Genomic DNA, 20,855 nt, shown 5'->3' with positions numbered 1-20,855 from the left:
TGTCGGCGGTTCGATTCCGTCTCGCGCCATATTTTATTTATAACTTGGAAGGGTAGCGAAGAGGCTAAACGCGGCGGACTGTAAATCCGCTCCTTCGGGTTCGGGGGTTCGAATCCCTCCCCTTCCATTACTTTAGTTACGGGCATAGTTTAAAGGTAGAACTAAGGTCTCCAAAACCTTCAGTGTGGGTTCAATTCCTACTGCCCGTGTTAATATAATTATGGCGGGTGTGGTGAAGTGGTTAACACACCAGATTGTGGCTCTGGCATGCGTGGGTTCGATCCCCATCACTCGCCTATTTTATATTATTGGGGTATAGCCAAGCGGTAAGGCAAGGGACTTTGACTCCCTCATGCGTTGGTTCGAATCCAGCTACCCCAGTTACTATTTGCCGGCGTGGCGGAATTGGCAGACGCGCTGGACTCAAAATCCAGTGTCCGCAAGGACGTGCCGGTTCGACCCCGGCCGCCGGTATAGTAATAAAGACAAGGTTTTTGGACCTTGTTTTTTGATTTGGTGAAGATTTTGATATTTTTTCTTTAAGTACAGATAACTGATGAAACATCTTTTTCTTCTTATTCTAGTCATTTTTAGTGTATTTTTGGTATAATATTACTTATTCACAATTTATTTTGATTATGAAAGAGTTTGGTGATTAATGTCTCGGTCTGTTGAATTACTAAAGAAACGTTACTTAAAGAATATAAAAGAGAACCCAGATTTATTTATTGGAATTGAGTTAGAATTTCCTATTGTAAATTTAGAGGGTAAGGCTACAGATGGTGAAGTTGTTAAGGATCTCTTTCGGTATTTACCATTAGTACTGGGCTTTACTATCGAAAAAGTGGATGATTTTGGGAATCCAATTCAGTTGCTTGATCCAGTCAGCCAAGATACGATCTTGTTTGAGGTTGCTTATACGACAATTGAGTTTGCATTCGGAAAGGCTGAATCTATCCGAGAGGTAGAAGAACGCTTTACCTTCTATATGGCTACGATTCAGAATAAATTGGGTGAAGCTAATCATGCTATTGTTGGCTGCGGCATTCATCCCAACTGGGATAAAAATGAGAATTGTTCAGTGTCTTATCCCCGCTATCAGATGTTGATGGCTTATCTGAATTTGAGTAGAAATGTAACTAAATCAGATTTACATCATTTCCCTGAGTATGGTGCCTTTATCTGTGGAAGTCAGGTTCAACTAGACGTTTCAAGTTCCAACTACCTGCGTGTTATCAATGCTTTTACGCAAATTGAAGCTGCTAAAGCTTATTTGTTTGCAAACTCTGAGTTTTCTGGTGCGGATTGGGATACCAAAATTTCGAGAGATATTTTTTGGGAAGAATCCATGCATGGTATCTATCCAGAGAATGTTGGTGTCAATACTAGACTATTTAAAGATGAGGATGATTTTTTTGACTATTTAAATCATTCTGCGATTTTTACTGCGGAGCGTGATGGGCAGACCTATTATTTTTATCCGATTCAGGCTAGGGACTATTTGGCTACACCTGAAATCCAAGCATTTACCCTTAATGGGGATGAGGTGTTAATTCATCCTCAGGAGGAAGATTTCCAAACTCATCGTAGTTACCAGTACCAAGACTTAACGACTCGAGGGACAGTTGAGTTTCGTAGTGTGTGTACTCAGCCGCTTGATAGGACTTTTGCTTCTGCAGCCTTTCATTTGGGCTTGTTGGTTCATTTAGACAAGCTTGAAGCTTACTTGCGAACTGCTCCATTTTTTACCACAGCTGGTCGTGATTATAAGCTTTTAAGACGACAATTTTCTAAGAAAAAACTTACAGATGAAGAAGAAGCTGCGGTTCTCGAGTTTTCTAAAGATTTACTCACCCTAGCTGAGGAAGGTCTGGAGAAGAGAGGCAAGCAAGAAATGGTTTATTTAGAGCCTTTGAAGAAAGAATTGGGATTATAATTTCTCTTATAAAGGGAGAATTTTCTGAAAAATCATGATATAATGGAAGAGACTATAGATAAAGGATAGAGATTCATGACATTAGTTTATCAATCAACGCGTGATGCCAATAATACAGTAACTGCCAGCCAAGCTATTTTGCAAGGTTTGGCGACGGATGGTGGTCTGTTTACACCACTTACTTATCCAAAGGTGGATTTGGACTTTGAAACATTAAAAGATGCTTCTTACCAAGAAGTGGCCAAATTAGTTTTATCAGCCTTTTTAGATGACTTTACGGCTGAGGAGTTGGACTACTGTATCAACAATGCCTACGATAGCAAGTTTGATACTCCAGCTATTGCGCCATTGGTGAAACTGGATGGGCAATACAACTTGGAATTGTTCCATGGTTCAACAATTGCCTTTAAGGATATGGCCTTGTCTATCTTGCCATACTTTATGACGACAGCCGCTAAAAAGCATGGTTTAGAGAACAAGATTGTCATTTTGACAGCGACATCTGGTGATACTGGAAAAGCTGCTATGGCAGGATTTGCCGATGTGCCTGGTACTGAGATTATCGTTTTTTATCCAAAAGACGGTGTCAGCAAGGTACAAGAGTTGCAAATGACTACTCAGACTGGCGACAATACTCATGTTATCGCTATTGATGGAAACTTTGATGATGCGCAAACAAATGTGAAACATATGTTTAACGATGTAGCTCTTCGTGAAAAGTTGGCTGCCAATAAACTGCAATTTTCATCAGCTAACTCTATGAATATTGGTCGCTTGGTTCCACAGGTTATTTATTATGTCTATGCCTACGCTCAGTTGGTTAAGACTGGTGAGATTGTAGCTGGTGAAAAAGTCAACTTCACAGTACCAACTGGAAACTTTGGAAATATCTTGGCTGCCTTTTATGCTAAACAAATTGGTCTGCCAGTTGGTAAATTGATCTGTGCTTCAAATGACAATAATGTTTTAACTGACTTCTTTAAAACACGTGTTTACGATAAGAAACGTGAGTTTAAAGTAACGACTAGCCCATCTATGGATATCTTAGTATCTTCAAACTTGGAGCGTTTGATTTTCCATCTTTTGGGGAATGATGCGGTTAAGACAGCTGAACTCATGAATGCTTTGAGTACACAAGGACAATATGAATTGACAGACTTTGATGCAGCGATTCTGGAACTCTTTGCAGCTGAATATGCGACTGAGGAAGAAACTGCGGCAGAAATTAAACGTGTTTATCAAACAGATGCTTACATCGAGGACCCACACACCTCGGTTGCCTCAGCTGTTTATAGAAAATACCAAGCAGCTACTGGCGATGCGACTAAGACAGTGATTGCATCAACAGCTAGTCCCTACAAGTTCCCAGTGGTTGCAGTAGAAGCTGTAACAGGAAAAGCAGGCTTGACTGACTTTGAAGCCTTGGCTCAATTACATGACATTTCAGGAGTGGCAGTGCCACCAGCGGTTGATGGCCTTGAAACAGCTCCAGTTCGTCATAAAACAACAGTGGCAGCTGCTGACATGCAAGCAGCGGTTGAGACTTATCTAGGACTTTAAGACAGAGGGAGTAAACTCGGTTGGGAAACCAACTGAGTTTCTTTTCATCAGGAGGAAGGATTGTTTAAGAAAAATAAAGACATTCTTAATATTGCATTGCCAGCTATGGGTGAAAACTTTTTGCAGATGCTTATGGGCATGGTGGATAGTTACTTGGTCGCTCACTTGGGCTTAATCGCTATTTCAGGTGTTTCAGTCGCTGGCAATATTATCACCATTTACCAGGCGATTTTTATCGCTCTGGGAGCTGCTATCTCCAGTGTTATTTCAAAAAGTTTGGGGCAGAAAGATCAGTCCAAGTTGGCTTATCACGTGACAGAGGCTCTCAAGATAACTCTATTGCTGAGTGCACTTTTAGGCGCTTTATCCATCTTTGCTGGGCAAGAGATGATAGGATTTTTGGGAACTGAGCAGGAGGTGGCTGAGAGTGGTGGACTTTACCTATCTTTGGTGGGTGGATCGATTGTTCTCTTGGGCTTGATGACGAGTCTAGGTGCCTTGATTCGTGCAACACATAATCCGCGTCTACCCCTCTATGTTAGTCTTTTATCCAATGCCTTGAATATTCTTTTTTCAAGTCTAGCTATTTTTGTCCTTGATATGGGGATAGCAGGTGTTGCTTGGGGGACTATCTTGTCTCGCTTAGTCGGTCTTGTGATTTTGTGGTCGCAATTAAAGCTGCCTTTTGAGAAACCGACTTTTGGTTTAGATAAGGAACTATTGACTTTGGCTTTGCCAGCGGCAGGAGAACGTCTCATGATGCGAGCTGGAGATGTAGTAATCATTGCCTTGGTTGTTTCTTTTGGGACGGAGGCAGTAGCGGGGAATGCAGTTGGAGAAGTCTTGACCCAGTTTAACTACATGCCTGCCTTTGGTGTCGCTACGGCAACGGTCATGCAGGTGGCTCGAGCAGTTGGAGAGGATAACTGGGAAAGAGTAGACGAGGTAAGCAAGCAAACCTTTTGGCTTTCTCTGCTTCTCATGTTGCCCTTAACTCTCAGTATCTATGCCTTGGGGACACCATTGACTCATCTCTATACGACGGACCCTATAGCAGTTGAAGCGAGCGTTTTGGTGGCACTGTTCTCTCTACTAGGAACTCCCATGGCGACAGGGACAGTTATATATACGGCAGTGTGGCAGGGATTGGGAAATGCTCGCCTCCCCTTTTATGCGACAAGTATTGGGATGTGGTGTATCCGTATAGGGACAGCTTATCTGATGGGTATTGTTCTTGGTTGGGGCTTGCCTGGTATTTGGGCAGGGACTCTCTTGGATAATGTTTTTCGTTGGTTATTTCTACGTTACCGTTACCAGCGTTATATGAGCTTGAAAGGATAGGAGATGCAAAAAATAGCCTTTATTTGGGATTTGGACGGGACTTTATTGGACTCTTACGAAGCGATTTTGTCAGGGATTGAGCAGACCTTTGCTCAGTTTTCTATTCCTTATGATAAGGAGAAAGTGAGAGAGTTTATTCTCAGGTATTCTGTGCAGGATTTGCTGGAGCAGGTGGCAGAAGAGAGAAACCTGGATGCGGAAGTGCTCAATCAGGTACGTGCCCAGAGTCTGGCTGAGAAGAATCCTCAGGTAGTTTTGATGCCAGGTGCGCGTGAAGTGCTAGCTTGGGCAGACCAAGCAGGGATTCAGCAGTTTGTCTATACTCATAAGGGGGACAATGCTTTTGCCATTCTCAGAGACTTGGGGTTGGAATCCTATTTCAAAGAGATTTTAACCAGTCAGAGTGGCTTTGCGCGCAAGCCCAGTCCAGAAGCGGCGACCTATCTGCTAGACAAGTATGAGTTGGATTCTGAGAACACCTACTATATAGGAGACCGAACTTTGGATGTGGAATTTGCCCAGAATAGTGGCCTTCAAAGCATCAACTTTTTAGAGTCTTCTTATGAAGGGAATCAGAGGATTCAAGCACTGGCAGATGTTCCTCATATTTTTGAGGATTAGGGACGAGAAGATTGTGTCAGTTTTGTGACAGAAACCTAACAAACTATTTCAAGTAATCGAGTTTGTTACAAGGAATAGACAGTTCTGTTAAATAGGCCCGAGAGGGCTTTTTTTCTGCTTTTTTTGTGTTATGATAGACAGGTACTCATTTGAAAGGAATATGAACGAATGAAGAAAAGAATTATTTTAGCCTCAACAGTAGCCTTGTCTCTTGCTCCCGCATTAGGAGCTAAAGCTCAAGAAATCTCTTGGACAGCACGTAGCGTTGAGCAAATCCAAAATGACGTGACGAAAAACGAAAACAAAAACAGCTATACAGTTCAGTATGGGATACCCTGAGCACGATTGCAGAAGCTTTGGGAGTAGATGTGACGGTCCTTGCTAATTTGAATAAAATTACCAATATGGACTTGATTTTCCCAGATACTGTCCTCACTACAACTGTCAATGAGGAAGAAGAGGTAACGGAAGTTGAAATCCAAGCTCCTCAATCAGATGCTAGTGAAGAAGTGACGACTGCGACAGCTGATTTGACGACGAATCAAGTGACAGTTGATGAACAAACAGTTCAAGTAGAAGATCTTTCTCAACCAATTGAGGAAGCTCCAACTGCAACAGAGACTGAAAAACCAGCAGAAGTAGCGCCAAGTTCAGAAGTTTCTGAGACAGCGACAGTTGCTGAAGAGACACTATCTACAGAAACACCTGTAGCTGAAGAAACAGCTGAAACGACTCTAGCGGAAGCACCAGTAGCAGAAACAACTCGCCCAGTTGAAGAAGCTCCACAAGTGGCGATTCCAGCTACCGAAGAAACGGCAGCAACAACTCCAGCAGAAGCCCCAGTAGCAGCTGCTCCAGCAACTGAAACGCCTGCTGATACAACAGGAACAAGTGCAACAGAAGAAACAGCAGCATCAACAGCAACTTCTGACACTGCAACTTCGACTTATCAAGCAGAGCAAAGCCAAACTCCTTCAAGAACTTATTCAGCTCCAGCGGCTCCTGACTATGCAGGACTTGCTGTAGCTAAGTCTGAGAATGCAGGTCTTCAACCACAAACAGCAGCCTTTAAAGAAGAAGTAGCCAACTTGTTTGGGATTACATCCTTTAGTGGCTACCGTCCTGGTGACAGTGGGGACCATGGTAAAGGTTTGGCCATCGACTTCATGGTTCCAGTGAGTTCAGCACTCGGGGATCAAATTGCAGAATATGCAGTCAAAAATATGGCTAGCCGTGGTATCAACTACATCATCTGGAAACAACGTTTCTACGCTCCATATGATAGTAAATATGGACCAGCCTACACGTGGAATCCAATGCCAGACCGTGGCAGCGTAACCGAAAACCACTATGACCACGTTCACGTTTCAATGAACTAATCATTAAAATGGAAGTTGGGAACTGATTGAGTTCCCGCTTCTTTTTGTGTGTAAATTCTTCAGGATAAACAAGAAGATTATTCTGAAGCAAGGTGGGCCTGCTATTTTGACTCTGCTGAGTATTTTGCTTTTTAAATAAGAAAACCAGCGTCCTGAACGACGCTGGTTTTTGTATGCTCTTATCCATTTCGACGTTTACGGGCTAGTAGGGCTCTGTAAAAGAAGATGTGATTGTTTTGGATATAGGGAAGGAGTGAAAAGCTAGCAATTCCAAAGGTGATCCAGTTGAGGAAGTACCAAGGGAGTAGTTGTAGGTCGAGGACAAAGCGTTGAAATTTGTAACCCTTCATCAAGAAACGGCTGGTTTTCAGGATTTGACGGGGTTTAGCCTGCCCTAAATCTAGAGTATCGCAGAGGAGGAATTCTACCTGCGAGTAGGCGTAATGTTGCGGGATATAGAGGGCATTTCCTACAATCATCAATATGAGGCTCGCGAAAAAGTAGAGTCCAAAGGTCATAAGGAACTGCTCTGTTTCAAGGGATGAGAGGTCTAATTTTGGAAACTCAGGATGTAGGGCGATAAATCTCCGAGCTAAGAGATTGCTATAAAAGAGAAAATAAACGCCTACTAAGTTTGGAATGCTCCATAAAAAGAGGTAGAAACGTTTGAGGAGCAGAGTTAGGAAGGTTTGCGAGAAGCGCTCTTCAGCAAAGAGGGCCAGGCTTGATTTTACTGAGAGTTCTGTATCAGGATCCTTGAGGAGTCGGAGTGTCGCAAAGGCAGCACCTGCTAGAAAAATCGTGCTCACAAAAGAAACCACTAGTGGGAAGAGATAGGCTTGGAGCACTTGTGCCAGCATGCTGAAAAAGGATTGCTCTAAAACACTTTCTTGGAGACGAGCCAAGGGGTTGAGAAAGCCTGATAAGATGACCAGCATGCTAGGTAAGAGATAGACGAGAAAGAGGCGGGGATTTTCAGCCTGAAACTGCCTCGTCTGCAGACGAATGGTTTTTAAATCAATTTTTGGGTATTTCATTCTCTCATTATACCATAGTTCGTGACAGTTCCTGGTTTTTTTGATAAAATCATACAGTATGCCTTTGGGCACAAAGTATGAACTGGGACTGTTTTTCCCAGCTTCGGAGGTAAAAAATGTCAGATTCACCAATCAAATACCGTTTGATTAAGAAAGAGAAACACACGGGAGCTCGTCTGGGAGAAATTATCACCCCGCACGGTACCTTCCCGACACCTATGTTTATGCCAGTTGGGACCCAAGCCACTGTTAAAACCCAGTCACCAGAGGAGTTGAAGGAGATGGGATCAGGAATTATCCTGTCCAATACCTATCATCTCTGGCTTCGCCCTGGGGACGAACTCATCGCACGCGCAGGTGGTCTCCACAAATTTATGAACTGGGACCAACCCATTTTGACCGATAGTGGTGGTTTTCAGGTTTATTCCCTAGCAGATAGCCGAAATATCACCGAAGAAGGAGTAACCTTTAAAAACCATCTCAATGGCTCCAAGATGTTCCTATCGCCAGAAAAGGCCATCTCTATTCAGAATAATCTAGGCTCAGACATCATGATGTCCTTTGACGAATGTCCTCAATTTTATCAACCTTATGACTACGTTAAGAAATCCATCGAGCGTACTAGCCGTTGGGCTGAGCGTGGTTTGAAGGCTCATCGTCGTCCGCATGACCAAGGTTTGTTTGGAATTGTGCAGGGGGCAGGCTTTGAAGACCTTCGCCGTCAGTCAGCTCATGACCTTGTCAGCATGGATTTCCCAGGCTACTCTATCGGTGGTTTGGCAGTGGGAGAAACGCATGAAGAGATGAATGCAGTCTTGGACTTCACAACCCAACTTCTTCCTGAAAACAAACCTCGCTATTTGATGGGAGTGGGAGCGCCAGATAGCTTGATTGATGGGGTTATTCGTGGTGTGGATATGTTTGACTGTGTCTTGCCGACTCGTATCGCTCGTAACGGGACTTGTATGACCAGTCAAGGTCGTTTGGTTGTCAAAAATGCCCAGTTTGCTGAGGACTTTACGCCACTGGATCCTGAGTGTGATTGCTACACATGTAAGAACTATACACGCGCTTACCTTCGCCACCTGCTCAAGGCTGACGAAACCTTCGGTATCCGCTTGACTAGCTACCACAATCTCTACTTCTTGCTCAATCTGATGAAGCAAGTGCGTCAAGCCATAATGGATGACAATCTCTTGGAATTTCGTGAGTATTTTGTAGAAAAATATGGCTACAACAAGTCAGGGCGAAATTTCTAAAGTGTAAAAATAGAATGCCAAAATCCTAAGTTTTCTCTTAGGATTTTTCCTATTTTTTTGATAGAATAGGGAGTATAATGGAATGGAAATTAGGTGGTGTTTTGCTTCCTAATTTAATGGAGAATAGACTCGTATGCGTATTAAATGGTTTTCCTTGATTAGGATTACAGGTTTACTTTTGGTGCTTTTGTACCACTTCTTTCAAACAATCTTTCCTGGAGGATTCTTTGGGGTAGATGTCTTTTTCACTTTTTCAGGATTTTTGATCACCTCCCTCCTTTTAGAAGAATTTGGGAAGGCACATCAGATTGATTTGCTGGGCTTTTTTAAGAGACGGTTTTACCGCATCGTGCCACCTGTGGTGCTGATGGTTTTGGTGACCATGCCTTTTACTTTCTTGGTTCGTCAAGACTATGTTGCTGGAATTGGTGGCCAGATAGCTGGAGTTCTCGGTTTTATGACCAACTTCTACGAAATGTTAACAGGGGGTAGTTATGAATCCCAGTTCATTCCGCATCTCTTTGTTCACAACTGGAGCCTAGCTGTTGAGGTTCACTACTATATCCTTTGGGGCTTAGCGGTTTGGTTCTTATCGAAACGTTCAAAATCTAGTAGTCAATTGAGAGGGATGGTCTTTCTTCTTTCTGCTGGAGCTTTCATCATTAGCTTTTTCTCCATGTTTATTGGTAGTCTAATGGCGAGTTCCTATTCATCTGTCTACTTTTCAAGTTTGACCCATGTCTATCCCTTCTTTTTAGGAAGCATTTTGGCGACAGTTGTGGGGGTTCGTCAGACGAGCGATTTAGTCAAGCAATTTGACCGGATGTGGGACCTTCGTCAAAATCTACTGGTGTTTATTGCTGGGCTTTTGGTGTTAGTGCTCTTGACTTTCTTTGTCAAGTTCACCTACCTGTTTGCGTACTTATTTGGCTTCTTGCTAGCAAGTTTAGCGGCAGTGACCATGATTTTTGCTGCGCGTGTCTTGCATGAGAAAACGCCTGAGATACAAGAACCTCGGATCATTACATTTTTAGCGGATACCAGCTACGCGATTTATCTCTTCCACTGGCCTTTTTATATTATCTTTTCTCAGTTGATGAGTAATCTGCCTGCTGTTATTCTGACAATTATCTTTTCTTATTTCTTTGCTATCCTATCCTTCTATATTATTGAGCCATTGATTGCCGGTAAATCCAATCCTTTAATACGGAAGATTAGTCGATTGCCCCATATTAAACCAATTAGTGCTACTGGTGCTGGCATTCTTACCTTGATTAGCTTGATTATCATAGCTGTGGCTCCTCAAGTTGGAGCTTTTGAGACAGACTTGATGGTCAATGGTTTCAAACAAGCCCAGACCAATATAGGACAAACAAAGACTCTTGCTGAACAAGCTGAACTGAGTCGTCTAGGAATTTCTGAGGGAACAAGCCTGATAGGAGATTCGGTAGCCTTGCGTGCCAATACAGCCTTACAAGAGGCACTTCCTGAAGCAAATATCAATGCTCAGGTTAGTCGAACGACCAAGCAAGCCAATGACATTATGCTCAATAACAGTCAGAACAAGGCGCTGCTAAAAACTGTTGTCATTGCAACGGGAGTCAATAATCCTGAAGGCTATAAGAATGACTTGGACAGCATCGTGAACAATCTACCGAAAGGACACCATCTGATACTGGTGACACCTTATGAGGGAGATAAGAGTAAGGACACTTACACATCAGTGGAGCAGTATGCGGCTTATGCGCGGGAATTAGCTGAAAAGAATCCTTACGTGAGCATCGCTGACTGGAATAAGGTCGCTAAGGAACACCCTGAAATCTGGGCTGGAACCGACCAAGTCCACTTTGGGAATGATAGCAACATGATTGAAGAAGGTGCTAAACTTTACGCAGAGACGATTGCAGCTGCTGTTAAGGCTGCTCAAGAACTGCCTGTAAAATCAAAATAAGATCAAAGAGTTGGAGAAATCCAGCTCTTTTAAAATATCCACGAAAAATAGGTCTATACCATTTACAAATGAAAAAGAAAGGTTTATAATGTAATTGACATAATAAATTCTAGAATCAATCTATCAAGGAGGTTATCATTATGCCTAATTATATTAAAGCGGATCAGTTTTTCTACCCACACGGAGTTCGTCGTGGCGGTTACTTGGAACTTGTGGATGGCAAGTTTGGTAAACATGTAGAACAGATTCCTGAAGGAGCTGAGGTGATTGACTATACCGGTTATAGCATTGCCCCAGGACTTGTGGATACCCATATTCATGGATTTGGTGGTGTCGATGTCATGGATAATAACATCGAAGGAACCCTTCATACTATGAGTGAAGGATTGCTTAGCACAGGTGTTACTAGCTTCTTGCCAACGACGTTGACTTCTTCTTACGAGCAGTTGCTTGCGGTAACTGAAAATATCGGTGCTCGTTACCAGGAAGCAAGTGGAGCCAAGATTCGTGGAATCTATTTTGAAGGGCCTTATTTCACAGAGAAATACAAGGGAGCTCAAAACCCTGCTTACATGAAAGATCCTCGTATGGATGAGTTTCGTGCTTGGCAAAAAGCAGCTAATGGCCTGCTCAATAAAATTGCCCTTGCGCCAGAACGTGAAGGTGTAGAAGACTTTGTTCGTACAATTACGGGTGAAGGAGTGACTGTTGCTCTTGGACACTCAAATGCGACTTTTGATGAAGCTAAAAAAGCAGTGGATGCTGGAGCAAGCGTTTGGGTACATGCCTACAATGGAATGCGTGGGTTGACTCACCGTGAGCTCGGTATGGTGGGAGCCATGTATGAGTTGCCACATACCTATGCAGAGTTGATCTGTGACGGTCACCATGTGGATCCAAAGGCCTGTGATATCTTGCTCAAACAAAAGGGAACTGAAAATATCGCCCTTATCACAGACTGTATGACAGCTGGTGGCTTGGAAGATGGCGACTACATGTTGGGAGAATTCCCAGTAGTAGTTGCTAATGGAACTGCTCGCCTCAAATCTACAGGCAATTTGGCAGGTTCTATCCTTAAACTCAAAGATGGTTTGAAGAATGTGGTCGAATGGGGCATTGCGAATCCGCATGAAGCAGTCATGATGGCCAGCCTCAACCCAGCAAAATCTGTTCACATCGATGATGTCTGTGGTCAAATCCGTGAAGGTTATGATGCCGACTTTATCGTACTGGATAAAGATTTGGAATTGGTAGCAACCTACCTAGATGGTGTGAAACGTTATCAAGCCTAAGATGATAAAAATAGGGGTCAATAAAGGACTCCTATTTTTATTATCAGATGAAAATAATAGGATTAAAGAAATTGCTAATGGGGGAAACAAGCAAAATCCTTTTCTTGTAATAAAAAATTAGATATAATATACGATACAAAGGAAGTAGTAAGAATGTATCGTGTTATAGAAATGTATGGGGATTTTGAACCGTGGTGGTTCATAGAAGGTTGGGAAGAAGATGTCATCATGAGTCAATCTTTTGACAAGTATTATGATGCTCTAAAATATTATAAATCATGCTGGTTTGAGCTGGAAAAGAAGAATCCTCTTTATAAAAGTCGGAGTGATTTGATGACTATTTTTTGGGATCCTGCCGACCAACGCTGGTGTGATGAGTGCGATGAGTATTTGCAGCAGTACCATTCTTTGGCACTTTTACAGGATGAGCAAGTCATCCCCGATGAAAAGCTACGTCCAGGCTACGAAAAACAAACAGGTCAAGAAAAACACCGTTCTTGCCGCATGAAATGGAGATAAAAAAGTAACTTTTTAAGTTGCTTTTTTTATTTTTTTGCGAATAGTTAGATAAGGAGGGCGGTATGGTACAAGAAATTGCACAGAAAATTATTGCTACTGCGAAAGAAAAGAAGGCTCAGGATATCTATTTCATTCCCAAGGAAAAGTCCTACGAGCTTCACATGCGGATTGGAGACGAGCGGTGTCTCGTTGACTCCTATGAGTTTGATGTTTTAGCTGCTGTGATTAGTCATTTTAAGTTTGTGGCGGGTATGAACGTAGGAGAGAAGAGACGTAGTCAACTGGGCTCTTGCGACTATCAGCATGGGGAGAAGGTGTCTTCTCTGCGTTTGTCTACCGTGGGAGATTATCGGGGACATGAGAGTTTGGTCATTCGTTTGTTGCACGATGAGGAGCAGGACCTGCATTTCTGGTTTCAGGATATGAACGAACTGGGTGAGCAGTACAGGCAACGGGGACTCTATCTCTTTGCAGGTCCAGTCGGAAGTGGCAAGACGACTCTGATGCACGAATTAGCCAAGTCTCTGTTTATGGGGCAACAGGTCATGTCCATTGAAGATCCTGTCGAGATCAAGCAGGAAGACATGCTCCAGTTGCAGTTGAATGAAGCGATTGGTTTGACCTATGAAAATCTCATCAAACTGTCTCTCCGGCATCGTCCTGACCTCTTGATTATCGGTGAAATTCGGGATAGCGAGACGGCGCGTGCAGTGGTCAGAGCCAGTTTGACAGGGGCGACAGTCTTTTCAACCATTCATGCCAAGAGTATCCGAGGTGTTTATGAACGCCTTCTGGAGTTAGGTGTGACGGAGGAAGAATTAGCAGTTGTTCTGCAAGGAGTCTGCTACCAGAGATTAATCGGGGGAGGAGGAATCGTTGACTTTGCAAACAAAGACTTTCAAGAACACCAGCCAACTAGCTGGAATGCGCAGATTGACCAGCTTCTTAAAGATGGACATATCACAAGTCTTCAGGCTGAAACGGAAAAAATTAGCTACAGCTAAGCAGAAGAAAATCATCACCCTGTTTAACAACCTCTTTTCCAGTGGCTTTCATTTGGTGGAAATTATTTCTTTTTTGGGCAGAAGTGCCCTGCTGGAAAAGGACTATGTGGCCCGGATGCACCAAGGCTTGTCTCAGGGGAAATCCTTTTCAGAGATGATGGACAGCTTGGGGTTTTCAAGTGCTATTGTGACCCAATTATCTCTAGCTGAAGTACATGGGAATCTTCACCTGAGTTTGGGGAAGATAGAAGAATATCTGGATAATTTGTCCAAGGTCAAGAAGAAGTTAATTGAAGTAGCGACCTATCCTTTGATTTTGCTGGGATTTCTCCTGCTAATCATGTTGGGGCTCAGGAATTATTTGCTCCCCCAACTGGACAGTAGCAATATCGCCACCCAAATCATTGGCAATCTGCCACAAATTTTTCTGGGGCTAGTGTTGGTTTGCTCTCTATCTTTACTTTTAGCCCTCACTTTTTACAAAAGAAGTTCCAAGATGCGGGTTTTCTCGATGTTGGCACGGGTTCCCTTTCTAGGAATCTTTGTCCAGACCTATCTGACGGCCTATTATGCGCGTGAATGGGGCAATATGATTTCACAGGGGATGGAGCTGACGCAGATTTTTCAGATCATGCAGGAACTGGGTTCTCAGCTCTTTAAAGAAATCGGTCAAGATTTGGCTCAAGCCCTGCAAAATGGCCGCGAATTTTCTCAAACCATAGCGACCTATCCTTTCTTTAAAAAGGAGTTGAGTCTCATCATCGAGTATGGGGAAGTCAAGTCCAAGCTGGGGAGTGAGTTGGAAATCTATGCTGAAAAAACTTGGGAAGCCTTTTTTACCCGAGTTAATCGTACCATGAATCTGGTACAGCCACTGGTTTTTATCTTTGTGGCCCTGATTATCGTTTTACTTTATGCGGCAATGCTTATGCCCATGTATCAAAATATGGAGGTAAATTTTTAAAATGAAAAAACTCATGACAAATTTAAAAAAAGCCAAGGTTAAAGCTTTCACGTTGGTAGAAATGTTGGTGGTTTTGCTTATCATCAGTGTTCTTCTCTTGCTCTTTGTGCCCAATTTGACCAAGCAAAAGGATGCCGTAGATGATAAAGGAAAAGCTGCTGTTGTCAAGGTCGTAGAAAGCCAGGCAGAGCTCTATAGTCTGGACAAGAATGAAGATGCTAGCCTTAGCAAATTACAAGCGGACGGTCGTATCACAGCAGAGCAAGCCAAAGCTTATAAAGACTACCATGCAAAACAAAAAACCAGTCAAACTGTTGCAGATTAAGGCCTTTACTATACTGGAAAGTCTCTTAGTTTTGGGACTTGTGAGTATCCTTGGTTTAGGCTTGTCTGGCTCTGTCCAGTCCAGTTTTGCAGCGGTAGAGGAGCAGATTTTCTTTATGGAGTTTGAAGAACTCTATCGGGAAACGCAAAAACGCAGTGTAGCCAGTCAGCAAAAGACCAGTCTGAACTTAGATGGACAGACGATCAGTAACGGCAGTCAAAACTTGACCGTTCCTAAAGGGATTCAGGCACCATCAGGACAAAGCATTATATTTGACCGAGCTGGGGGCAATTCGTCCCTGGCTAAGGTTGAATTTCAGACCAGCAAAGGAGCGATTCGCTATCAATTATATCTAGGAAATGGAAAAATTAAACGCATTAAGGAAACAAAAAATTAAGGCAGTGATTTTACTGGAAGCGGTAGTTGCTCTAGCCGTTTTTGCCAGCATTGCGACCCTTCTTTTGGGACAAATCCAGAAAAATAGGCAGGAAGAGGCAGAAATCTTGCAAAAGGAAGAAGTCTTACGTGTAGCTAAGATGGCTCTGCAGACAGGTCAAAATCAGGTAAACATAAATGGAGTGGAGATTCAGGTGTTTGCTAGTGAAAAGGGATTGGAGGTCTACCATGGTTCAGAGAAGTTGCTGTATCTTAAAGAGCAGTAAGGTAAGAGCGTTCACTCTATTAGAATCTCTGATTGCCCTTATCGTCATTAGCGGAGGCTTGCTCCTTTTTCAAGCTATGAGTCAGCTCCTCATTTCAGAAGTTCGTTACCAGCAGCAAAGCGAGCAAAAAGAGTGGCTCTTGTTTGTGGATCAACTGGAGGCAGAGTTAGATCGTTCGCAGTTTGAAAAGGTGGAAGCCAATCACCTCTATGTGAAGCAAGATGGCAAGGATATCGCTATGGGCAAGTCCAAATCAGATGATTTTCGGAAAACCGATAGCAGCGGACGGGGCTACCAACCTATGGTTTATGGACTTAAATCAGCACAAATTACAGAGGAAAATCAATTGGTTCGCTTCCGTTTCCAGTTTCAAAAAGGCTTAGAAAGGGAGTTCATCTATCGTGTGGAAAAAACAAAAAGTTAAGGCAGGCGTTCTTTTATATGCAGTCACCATGGCAGCTATTTTTAGCCTTTTGTTGCAGTTTTATTTAAATCGGCAAGTCGCCCATCACAAAGACTTTGCCCTAAACAAAGAAAAGTTGGCAGCTTTTGCCATGGCCAAGCGCAGTAAGGATAAGGCTGAGCAAGAAAGTGGGGAACGAGTCTTTAACCTAGGAAAAGTCAGGTATCAAAATACGAAAACAGGTTTTGCAACAAGTGTTCGTATGAATAAGGGCAACTATGAATTTCTCTTTTCTCCGATGAAAACCCAAGAAAAGAAAACAGCTAAAAAGGAAGAGGTAGCGACTGATTCAAGCAATCAAGCAGGGAAGAAAAGCCTGAAAAGAAAGATAATTCCTAGTCAATTCAACTACTTTGTGCTAAACTAAAAACATGAAACACGATTTTAACCACAAAGCAGAAACCTTTGATTCCCCTAAAAATATCTTCCTTGCAAATTTGGTTTGTCAAGCAGTCGAGAAACAGATTGCTCTTTTATCAGACAAAGAAATACTGGACTTTGGTGGTGGGACGGGTCTATTAGCTTTGCCCCTGGCTCAGCAGGCTAAGTCTGTCACTCTTGTAGACATCTCTGAGAGAATGCTGGAGCAAGCTCGTTTGAAAGCAGATCAGCAAGAAATCAAGAATATCCAGTTTTTGGAGCAGGATTTACTAGTAAATCCCTTGGAGCAGCAATTTGACCTGATTGTTGTCAGTCGGGTTCTTCATCATATGCCAGATATAGATGCGACTCTTGCCATGTTTCACCATCACCTTAGGGAGAATGGACAGGTCTTCATTGCTGATTTTACTAAGATAGAGCCTAACCATCATGGTTTTGATTTAGCTGAACTGGAAACCAAGCTCGCTCAGAATGGTTTTTCAAGCATTGGCAGTCAGATCCTCTATAGTGCAGAAGATCTTTTCCTCGGAAATTACGCAGAACTCTTTTTAACAGTAGCCCAAAAATCACTCGCTGACTAAAGCAGTGATTTTTTCTCTTCAGATGGAAAAAAGGAGGGAAATTTGATAAGATAGTAATATGGATTTTGAAAAAATTGAACAAGCTTATACGTATTTACTAGAGAATGTCCAAGTCATCCAAAGTGATTTGGCGACCAACTTTTATGACGCCTTGGTAGAGCAAAATAGTATCTACCTAGATGGCGAGACCGAACTAGAGCAGGTCAAGGAGAACAATCAAGCCCTTAAGCGTTTAGCGCTTCGCAAAGAAGAATGGCTCAAGACCTATCAGTTTCTCTTGATGAAGGCAGGACAAACGGAGCCTTTACAGGCCAATCACCAGTTTACACCAGATGCTATTGCCCTTCTCTTGGTACTCATTGTGGAAGAGTTGTTTGAACAAGAGGAAATTAGCATCCTCGAAATAGGCTCTGGTATGGGGATTTTGGGGGCTACTTTCTTGACTTCTCTTGCTAAAAAAGTAGATTACTTGGGAATCGAAGTGGATGACTTGCTGATTGATTTGGCAGCCAGTATGGCAGATGTGATTGGCTTGCAAGCTGGTTTTGTCCAAGGAGACGCCGTTCGTCCGCAAATGCTTAAAGAAAGCGACGTGGTCATCAGCGACTTGCCTGTTGGCTATTACCCAGACGATGCTATCGCTTCGCGCTATCAAGTGGCTTCTAGTCAAGAACATACCTATGCCCACCATTTGCTGATGGAGCAAGGGCTCAAGTACCTTAATTCAGATGGCTATGCTATTTTTCTAGCTCCGAGTGATTTATTGACCAGTCCTCAAAGTGACTTATTAAAAGGGTGGCTCAAAGACGAAGTGAGTCTGGCTGCTATCATCGCTCTGCCAGAGGATATTTTCTCAACTGCAAGCCAAGCTAAAAGTATTTTTGTCTTACAGAAGAAAAGAGACAAGGAAATAGAACCCTTTGTTTACCCTCTTACTAGCTTGCAAGATCCGTCAGTATTGTTGACCTTTAAAGAAAATTTTCAAAATTGGAGCAAAGGTACTGAAATATAAAAGAGATTTTGTTATAATAGATGAAAACGCTTAAAAAAGAGGTATCATCTTATGACAAAAACAATTGCAATCAATGCAGGAAGCTCAAGCTTGAAATGGCAACTTTATCAAATGCCAGAAGAAACAGTATTGGCGAAAGGCTTGATTGAACGTATTGGCTTGAAGGATTCGATCTCAACTGTAAAATTTGACGACCGTTCTGAAAAACAAATTCTTGATATTGAAGATCACACACAAGCCGTTAAAATTTTATTGGATGATTTGATTCGTTTCGATATCATCAAATCTTATGATGAGATTACAGGTGTTGGGCACCGCGTTGTAGCTGGTGGTGAATACTTCAAGGAATCAACGGTCGTTGAGGGCGATGTTTTAGAGAAAGTCGAAGAGTTGGGACTTTTAGCTCCTCTTCACAATCCAGCTAACGCAGCTGGAATTCGCGCATTTAAGGAATTGCTTCCAGATATTACCAGTGTTGTCGTATTTGATACCTCATTCCACACAAGCATGCCAGAGAAGGCTTACCGCTATCCTCTACCAACTAAGTATTACACTGAGAACAAGGTTCGTAAATACGGAGCCCACGGGACAAGTCACCAGTTTGTCGCAGGAGAAGCAGCGAAACTTTTGGGCCGTCCTCTAGAAGATTTGAAATTGATTACCTGCCATATTGGTAACGGGGCTTCTATCACAGCTGTTAAGGGTGGGAAGTCTGTGGATACTTCTATGGGATTCACACCACTCGGCGGTGTGATGATGGGAACTCGTACAGGAGATATTGATCCTGCTATCATCCCTTATCTCATGCAATATACAGAGGATTTCAATACCCCTGAAGATATTAGTCGCGTTCTCAATCGTGAATCAGGGCTCATGGGAGTTTCTGGTCAGTCAAGCGATATGCGTGATGTGATTGCTGCCATGGAAGCAGGAGACCATGATGCGACTTTGGCTTATGAAATGTATGTCGATCGTATTCAAAAACATATCGGTCAATACCTTGCAGTCCTAAATGGAGCAGATGCGATTATCTTCACAGCAGGGATCGGTGAAAATGCAGCTTTGGTTCGTGAGGATGTCATTTCAGGTATCTCTTGGTTTGGTTGTGATGTGGATCCAGAAAAGAACGTCTTTGGCGTAACGGGAGACATCTCAACTGACGCAGCGAAAATCCGTGTCTTGGTTATTCCAACAGATGAAGAATTGGTGATTGCACGCGATGTTGAGCGCTTGAAAAAATAAGTAAATACACGTAAAATTTGATTGTAAAAAGAAGTTGGGAAAGAGATTTTCCAGCTTTTTTTTATGTAGAAAATGTCTAAAACCTTGCTGTTATTGGCTTTTTCAAAAAATATGGTATAATAGTAGTAATTTAATAGATGGAGTTGAGTTTTGAAGAAAAGCTTTCGTGTAAAAAGAGAGAAAGATTTTAAGGCGATTTTCAAGGACGGAACAAGTTTTGCCAATCGAAAATTTGTTGTCTACCAATTGGAAAACCAGCAAAACCATTTTCGAGTAGGACTGTCCGTCAGCAAAAAGCTGGGGAATGCAGTTACCAGAAATCAAATTAAAAGACGAATCCGGCACATTCTACAAAGTGTAAAAGGGAGTTTAGTAGAGCATGTTGATTTTGTCGTGATTGCCCGAAAAGGGGTGGAAACCTTGGAATATGCAGAGATGGAGAAAAACCTACTCCACGTATTAAAGTTATCAAAGATTTACCAGGAAGGAAATGGGAGTGAAAAAGAAACTACAGTTGACTAGTTTGTTGGGCTTGTCCTTGGTTATCATGACAGCCTGTGCAACAAATGGTACAGCTAGCGATATAACAGCAGATTCGACAGACTTTTGGAGCAAATTCGTTTATTTTTTTGCTGAAATTATCCGCTTTTTGTCCTTTGACATTAGTATCGGAGTGGGGATTATCCTCTTCACAATCTTGATTCGGACGATTTTATTGCCGGTCTTTCAGACACAGATGGTTGCCTCTAGAAAAATGCAAGAGGCTCAACCACGCATCAAGGCTTTGCGAGAGCAATATCCGGGTCGTGATATGGAAAGTAGAACCAAGCTAGACCAGGAGATGCGTAAGGTTTATAAAGAGTTAGGAATCAAGCATTCATCCTCTCTCTGGCCAATTTTAATACAAATGCCGGTTCTCTTGGCGCTCTTTCAAGCCTTGAGTCGAGTTGACTTTTTGAAAACAGGTCACTTTTTATGGATTAATTTGGGAGGAGTAGATACAAGTTTTGTCCTTCCGATTTTGGCGGCAGTCTTTACCTTCTTGAGTAGCTGGTTATCGAATAAAGCTTTGTCCGAAAAAAGTGGAGCTACGACAGGGATGATGTATGGTATGCCTGTATTGATCTTTGTTTTTGCCATTTCCGCCCCAAGTGGTGTAGCCTTGTACTGGGCTGTATCCAATGCTTACCAAGTTTTGCAAACCTATTTCCTGAACAATCCTTTCAAGATTATTGCTGAAAGAGAAGCAGTGGCGCAAGCAGAAAAAGATTTAGAAGGCAAGAAGAGAAGAGCTTTGAAAAAAGCACAGAAAAAGAAAAAATAAGG

At 42.6% G+C, this 20,855-nt stretch carries 21 protein-coding genes, 5 tRNA genes and 2 pseudogenes; 27 read left to right on the top strand and 1 reads right to left on the bottom strand.

What is annotated here, in order from left to right:
- Positions 1-46 precede the first annotated feature (46 nt).
- The 11 genes and pseudogenes from HMPREF2885_RS09765 to HMPREF2885_RS10360 all read left to right on the top strand — a co-directional run.
- Positions 47-127, top strand: a tRNA-Tyr gene (locus HMPREF2885_RS09765).
- An 11-nt stretch (positions 128-138) separates the two neighbouring features.
- Positions 139-209: transfer RNA gene (locus HMPREF2885_RS09760), tRNA-Trp, on the top strand.
- A gap of 14 nt (positions 210-223) precedes the next feature.
- Positions 224-296 (top strand) — tRNA-His (locus HMPREF2885_RS09755).
- 13 nt (positions 297-309) lie between these two features.
- Positions 310-381, top strand: a tRNA-Gln gene (locus HMPREF2885_RS09750).
- 9 nt (positions 382-390) lie between these two features.
- Positions 391-474: transfer RNA gene (locus HMPREF2885_RS09745), tRNA-Leu, on the top strand.
- Positions 475-658: 184 nt separating this feature from the next.
- Positions 659-1,936 (top strand): glutamate-cysteine ligase family protein, encoded by a 1,278-nt coding sequence (locus tag HMPREF2885_RS09740; RefSeq protein ID WP_070657916.1) that lies wholly within the window; start codon positions 659-661, stop codon positions 1,934-1,936.
- A gap of 75 nt (positions 1,937-2,011) precedes the next feature.
- On the top strand, positions 2,012-3,496 hold the full coding sequence (thrC, locus tag HMPREF2885_RS09735) for a threonine synthase (protein WP_070657914.1): 1,485 nt from the start codon (positions 2,012-2,014) through the stop codon (positions 3,494-3,496).
- A 60-nt stretch (positions 3,497-3,556) separates the two neighbouring features.
- Entirely contained in the window at positions 3,557-4,837 is a 1,281-nt protein-coding gene (locus tag HMPREF2885_RS09730) for an MATE family efflux transporter (protein ID WP_049550045.1), read from the top strand.
- Between the two features lie 3 nt (positions 4,838-4,840).
- The gene (locus HMPREF2885_RS09725) at positions 4,841-5,458 is read left to right on the top strand and encodes an HAD family hydrolase (protein ID WP_070657913.1); all 618 of its coding nucleotides are present in this window, start codon (positions 4,841-4,843) and stop codon (positions 5,456-5,458) included.
- 168 nt (positions 5,459-5,626) lie between these two features.
- Positions 5,627-6,837: pseudogene (locus HMPREF2885_RS09720) on the top strand (LysM peptidoglycan-binding domain-containing protein).
- 67 nt (positions 6,838-6,904) lie between these two features.
- A pseudogene (locus HMPREF2885_RS10360) lies at positions 6,905-6,976 on the top strand (DUF1304 domain-containing protein); the annotation flags it as partial.
- 40 nt (positions 6,977-7,016) lie between these two features.
- On the opposite strand, the gene HMPREF2885_RS09715 reads toward HMPREF2885_RS10360, so the two are convergent.
- The gene (locus HMPREF2885_RS09715; RefSeq protein WP_049519119.1) at positions 7,017-7,874 is read right to left on the bottom strand and encodes a DUF975 family protein; all 858 of its coding nucleotides are present in this window, start codon (positions 7,872-7,874) and stop codon (positions 7,017-7,019) included.
- Between the two features lie 116 nt (positions 7,875-7,990).
- Here HMPREF2885_RS09715 and tgt point away from each other — a divergent pair, with 116 nt between their 5' ends.
- From tgt to HMPREF2885_RS09635, 16 genes are all read left to right on the top strand, one after another.
- Complete coding sequence (tgt, locus tag HMPREF2885_RS09710) at positions 7,991-9,133, top strand: tRNA guanosine(34) transglycosylase Tgt (RefSeq protein WP_001285237.1); 1,143 nt, start codon at positions 7,991-7,993, stop codon at positions 9,131-9,133.
- Positions 9,134-9,266: 133 nt separating this feature from the next.
- Positions 9,267-11,084, top strand: a complete 1,818-nt coding sequence (locus HMPREF2885_RS09705; RefSeq protein WP_070657912.1) for an acyltransferase family protein — start codon at positions 9,267-9,269, stop codon at positions 11,082-11,084.
- Between the two features lie 140 nt (positions 11,085-11,224).
- Positions 11,225-12,376, top strand: a complete 1,152-nt coding sequence (nagA, locus tag HMPREF2885_RS09700; protein ID WP_001134442.1) for an N-acetylglucosamine-6-phosphate deacetylase — start codon at positions 11,225-11,227, stop codon at positions 12,374-12,376.
- 153 nt (positions 12,377-12,529) lie between these two features.
- A complete protein-coding gene (locus HMPREF2885_RS09695) occupies positions 12,530-12,895 on the top strand; it encodes a DUF1033 family protein (protein ID WP_000286399.1) in 366 nt (121 codons plus the stop codon).
- A gap of 62 nt (positions 12,896-12,957) precedes the next feature.
- The gene (comGA, locus tag HMPREF2885_RS09690; RefSeq protein ID WP_000249580.1) at positions 12,958-13,899 is read left to right on the top strand and encodes a competence type IV pilus ATPase ComGA; all 942 of its coding nucleotides are present in this window, start codon (positions 12,958-12,960) and stop codon (positions 13,897-13,899) included.
- Positions 13,847-14,863, top strand: coding sequence for a competence type IV pilus assembly protein ComGB (comGB, locus tag HMPREF2885_RS09685; RefSeq protein WP_000355375.1), 1,017 nt, complete (start codon positions 13,847-13,849; stop codon positions 14,861-14,863). Before comGA ends, comGB begins: the two co-directional genes overlap by 53 nt.
- Before the next feature lies 1 nt (position 14,864).
- A complete protein-coding gene (gene comGC, locus HMPREF2885_RS09680) occupies positions 14,865-15,188 on the top strand; it encodes a competence type IV pilus major pilin ComGC (protein WP_000735800.1) in 324 nt (107 codons plus the stop codon).
- A complete protein-coding gene (gene comGD, locus HMPREF2885_RS09675; protein WP_001180048.1) occupies positions 15,151-15,585 on the top strand; it encodes a competence type IV pilus minor pilin ComGD in 435 nt (144 codons plus the stop codon). The genes comGC and comGD overlap by 38 nt, the downstream gene beginning before the upstream one ends.
- The gene (gene comGE / locus HMPREF2885_RS09670) at positions 15,548-15,850 is read left to right on the top strand and encodes a competence type IV pilus minor pilin ComGE (RefSeq protein ID WP_000413376.1); all 303 of its coding nucleotides are present in this window, start codon (positions 15,548-15,550) and stop codon (positions 15,848-15,850) included. Before comGD ends, comGE begins: the two co-directional genes overlap by 38 nt.
- Positions 15,813-16,274: a competence type IV pilus minor pilin ComGF gene (gene comGF / locus HMPREF2885_RS09665; RefSeq protein WP_049478130.1), complete on the top strand. Its 462-nt coding sequence runs from the start codon at positions 15,813-15,815 to the stop codon at positions 16,272-16,274. The genes comGE and comGF overlap by 38 nt, the downstream gene beginning before the upstream one ends.
- Positions 16,252-16,680, top strand: coding sequence for a competence type IV pilus minor pilin ComGG (gene comGG, locus HMPREF2885_RS09660; RefSeq protein ID WP_049478131.1), 429 nt, complete (start codon positions 16,252-16,254; stop codon positions 16,678-16,680). Before comGF ends, comGG begins: the two co-directional genes overlap by 23 nt.
- 4 nt (positions 16,681-16,684) lie before the next feature.
- The gene (locus HMPREF2885_RS09655; protein WP_049478132.1) at positions 16,685-17,275 is read left to right on the top strand and encodes a class I SAM-dependent methyltransferase; all 591 of its coding nucleotides are present in this window, start codon (positions 16,685-16,687) and stop codon (positions 17,273-17,275) included.
- 58 nt (positions 17,276-17,333) lie between these two features.
- Positions 17,334-18,287, top strand: a complete 954-nt coding sequence (locus HMPREF2885_RS09650; RefSeq protein WP_070657911.1) for a class I SAM-dependent methyltransferase — start codon at positions 17,334-17,336, stop codon at positions 18,285-18,287.
- Positions 18,288-18,338: 51 nt separating this feature from the next.
- The gene (locus tag HMPREF2885_RS09645; protein WP_049478134.1) at positions 18,339-19,529 is read left to right on the top strand and encodes an acetate kinase; all 1,191 of its coding nucleotides are present in this window, start codon (positions 18,339-18,341) and stop codon (positions 19,527-19,529) included.
- Positions 19,530-19,679: 150 nt separating this feature from the next.
- Entirely contained in the window at positions 19,680-20,051 is a 372-nt protein-coding gene (gene rnpA / locus HMPREF2885_RS09640; protein WP_000748120.1) for a ribonuclease P protein component, read from the top strand.
- Positions 20,026-20,853: a membrane protein insertase YidC gene (locus HMPREF2885_RS09635; RefSeq protein WP_162837405.1), complete on the top strand. Its 828-nt coding sequence runs from the start codon at positions 20,026-20,028 to the stop codon at positions 20,851-20,853. Before rnpA ends, HMPREF2885_RS09635 begins: the two co-directional genes overlap by 26 nt.
- Positions 20,854-20,855: the final 2 nt, after the last annotated feature.

It is taken from the genome of Streptococcus sp. HMSC062H02, from assembly GCF_001813005.1.
Lineage (GTDB): Bacteria > Bacillota > Bacilli > Lactobacillales > Streptococcaceae > Streptococcus > Streptococcus oralis_S.
This window is presented reverse-complemented; position numbering and strand designations above follow the sequence as displayed.

What these genes read in the sequence shown, in the direction of transcription:
- HMPREF2885_RS09695 (WP_000286399.1), top strand. Translation starts at nt 12,530, where the DNA reads ATGTATCGTGTTATAGAAATGTATGGGGATTTTGAACCGTGGTGGTTC.
- HMPREF2885_RS09650 (WP_070657911.1), top strand. Translation starts at nt 17,334, where the DNA reads ATGGATTTTGAAAAAATTGAACAAGCTTATACGTATTTACTAGAGAAT.
- tgt (WP_001285237.1), top strand. Translation starts at nt 7,991, where the DNA reads ATGTCAGATTCACCAATCAAATACCGTTTGATTAAGAAAGAGAAACAC.
- comGA (WP_000249580.1), top strand. Translation starts at nt 12,958, where the DNA reads ATGGTACAAGAAATTGCACAGAAAATTATTGCTACTGCGAAAGAAAAG.
- HMPREF2885_RS09740 (WP_070657916.1), top strand. Translation starts at nt 659, where the DNA reads ATGTCTCGGTCTGTTGAATTACTAAAGAAACGTTACTTAAAGAATATA.
- comGF (WP_049478130.1), top strand. Translation starts at nt 15,813, where the DNA reads ATGGTTCAGAGAAGTTGCTGTATCTTAAAGAGCAGTAAGGTAAGAGCG.
- comGD (WP_001180048.1), top strand. Translation starts at nt 15,151, where the DNA reads ATGCAAAACAAAAAACCAGTCAAACTGTTGCAGATTAAGGCCTTTACT.
- thrC (WP_070657914.1), top strand. Translation starts at nt 2,012, where the DNA reads ATGACATTAGTTTATCAATCAACGCGTGATGCCAATAATACAGTAACT.
- comGC (WP_000735800.1), top strand. Translation starts at nt 14,865, where the DNA reads ATGAAAAAACTCATGACAAATTTAAAAAAAGCCAAGGTTAAAGCTTTC.
- comGB (WP_000355375.1), top strand. Translation starts at nt 13,847, where the DNA reads ATGGACATATCACAAGTCTTCAGGCTGAAACGGAAAAAATTAGCTACA.
- HMPREF2885_RS09645 (WP_049478134.1), top strand. Translation starts at nt 18,339, where the DNA reads ATGACAAAAACAATTGCAATCAATGCAGGAAGCTCAAGCTTGAAATGG.
- HMPREF2885_RS09715 (WP_049519119.1), bottom strand. Translation starts at nt 7,874, where the DNA reads ATGAAATACCCAAAAATTGATTTAAAAACCATTCGTCTGCAGACGAGG.
- comGE (WP_000413376.1), top strand. Translation starts at nt 15,548, where the DNA reads ATGGAAAAATTAAACGCATTAAGGAAACAAAAAATTAAGGCAGTGATT.
- HMPREF2885_RS09705 (WP_070657912.1), top strand. Translation starts at nt 9,267, where the DNA reads ATGCGTATTAAATGGTTTTCCTTGATTAGGATTACAGGTTTACTTTTG.
- HMPREF2885_RS09655 (WP_049478132.1), top strand. Translation starts at nt 16,685, where the DNA reads ATGAAACACGATTTTAACCACAAAGCAGAAACCTTTGATTCCCCTAAA.
- nagA (WP_001134442.1), top strand. Translation starts at nt 11,225, where the DNA reads ATGCCTAATTATATTAAAGCGGATCAGTTTTTCTACCCACACGGAGTT.
- HMPREF2885_RS09725 (WP_070657913.1), top strand. Translation starts at nt 4,841, where the DNA reads ATGCAAAAAATAGCCTTTATTTGGGATTTGGACGGGACTTTATTGGAC.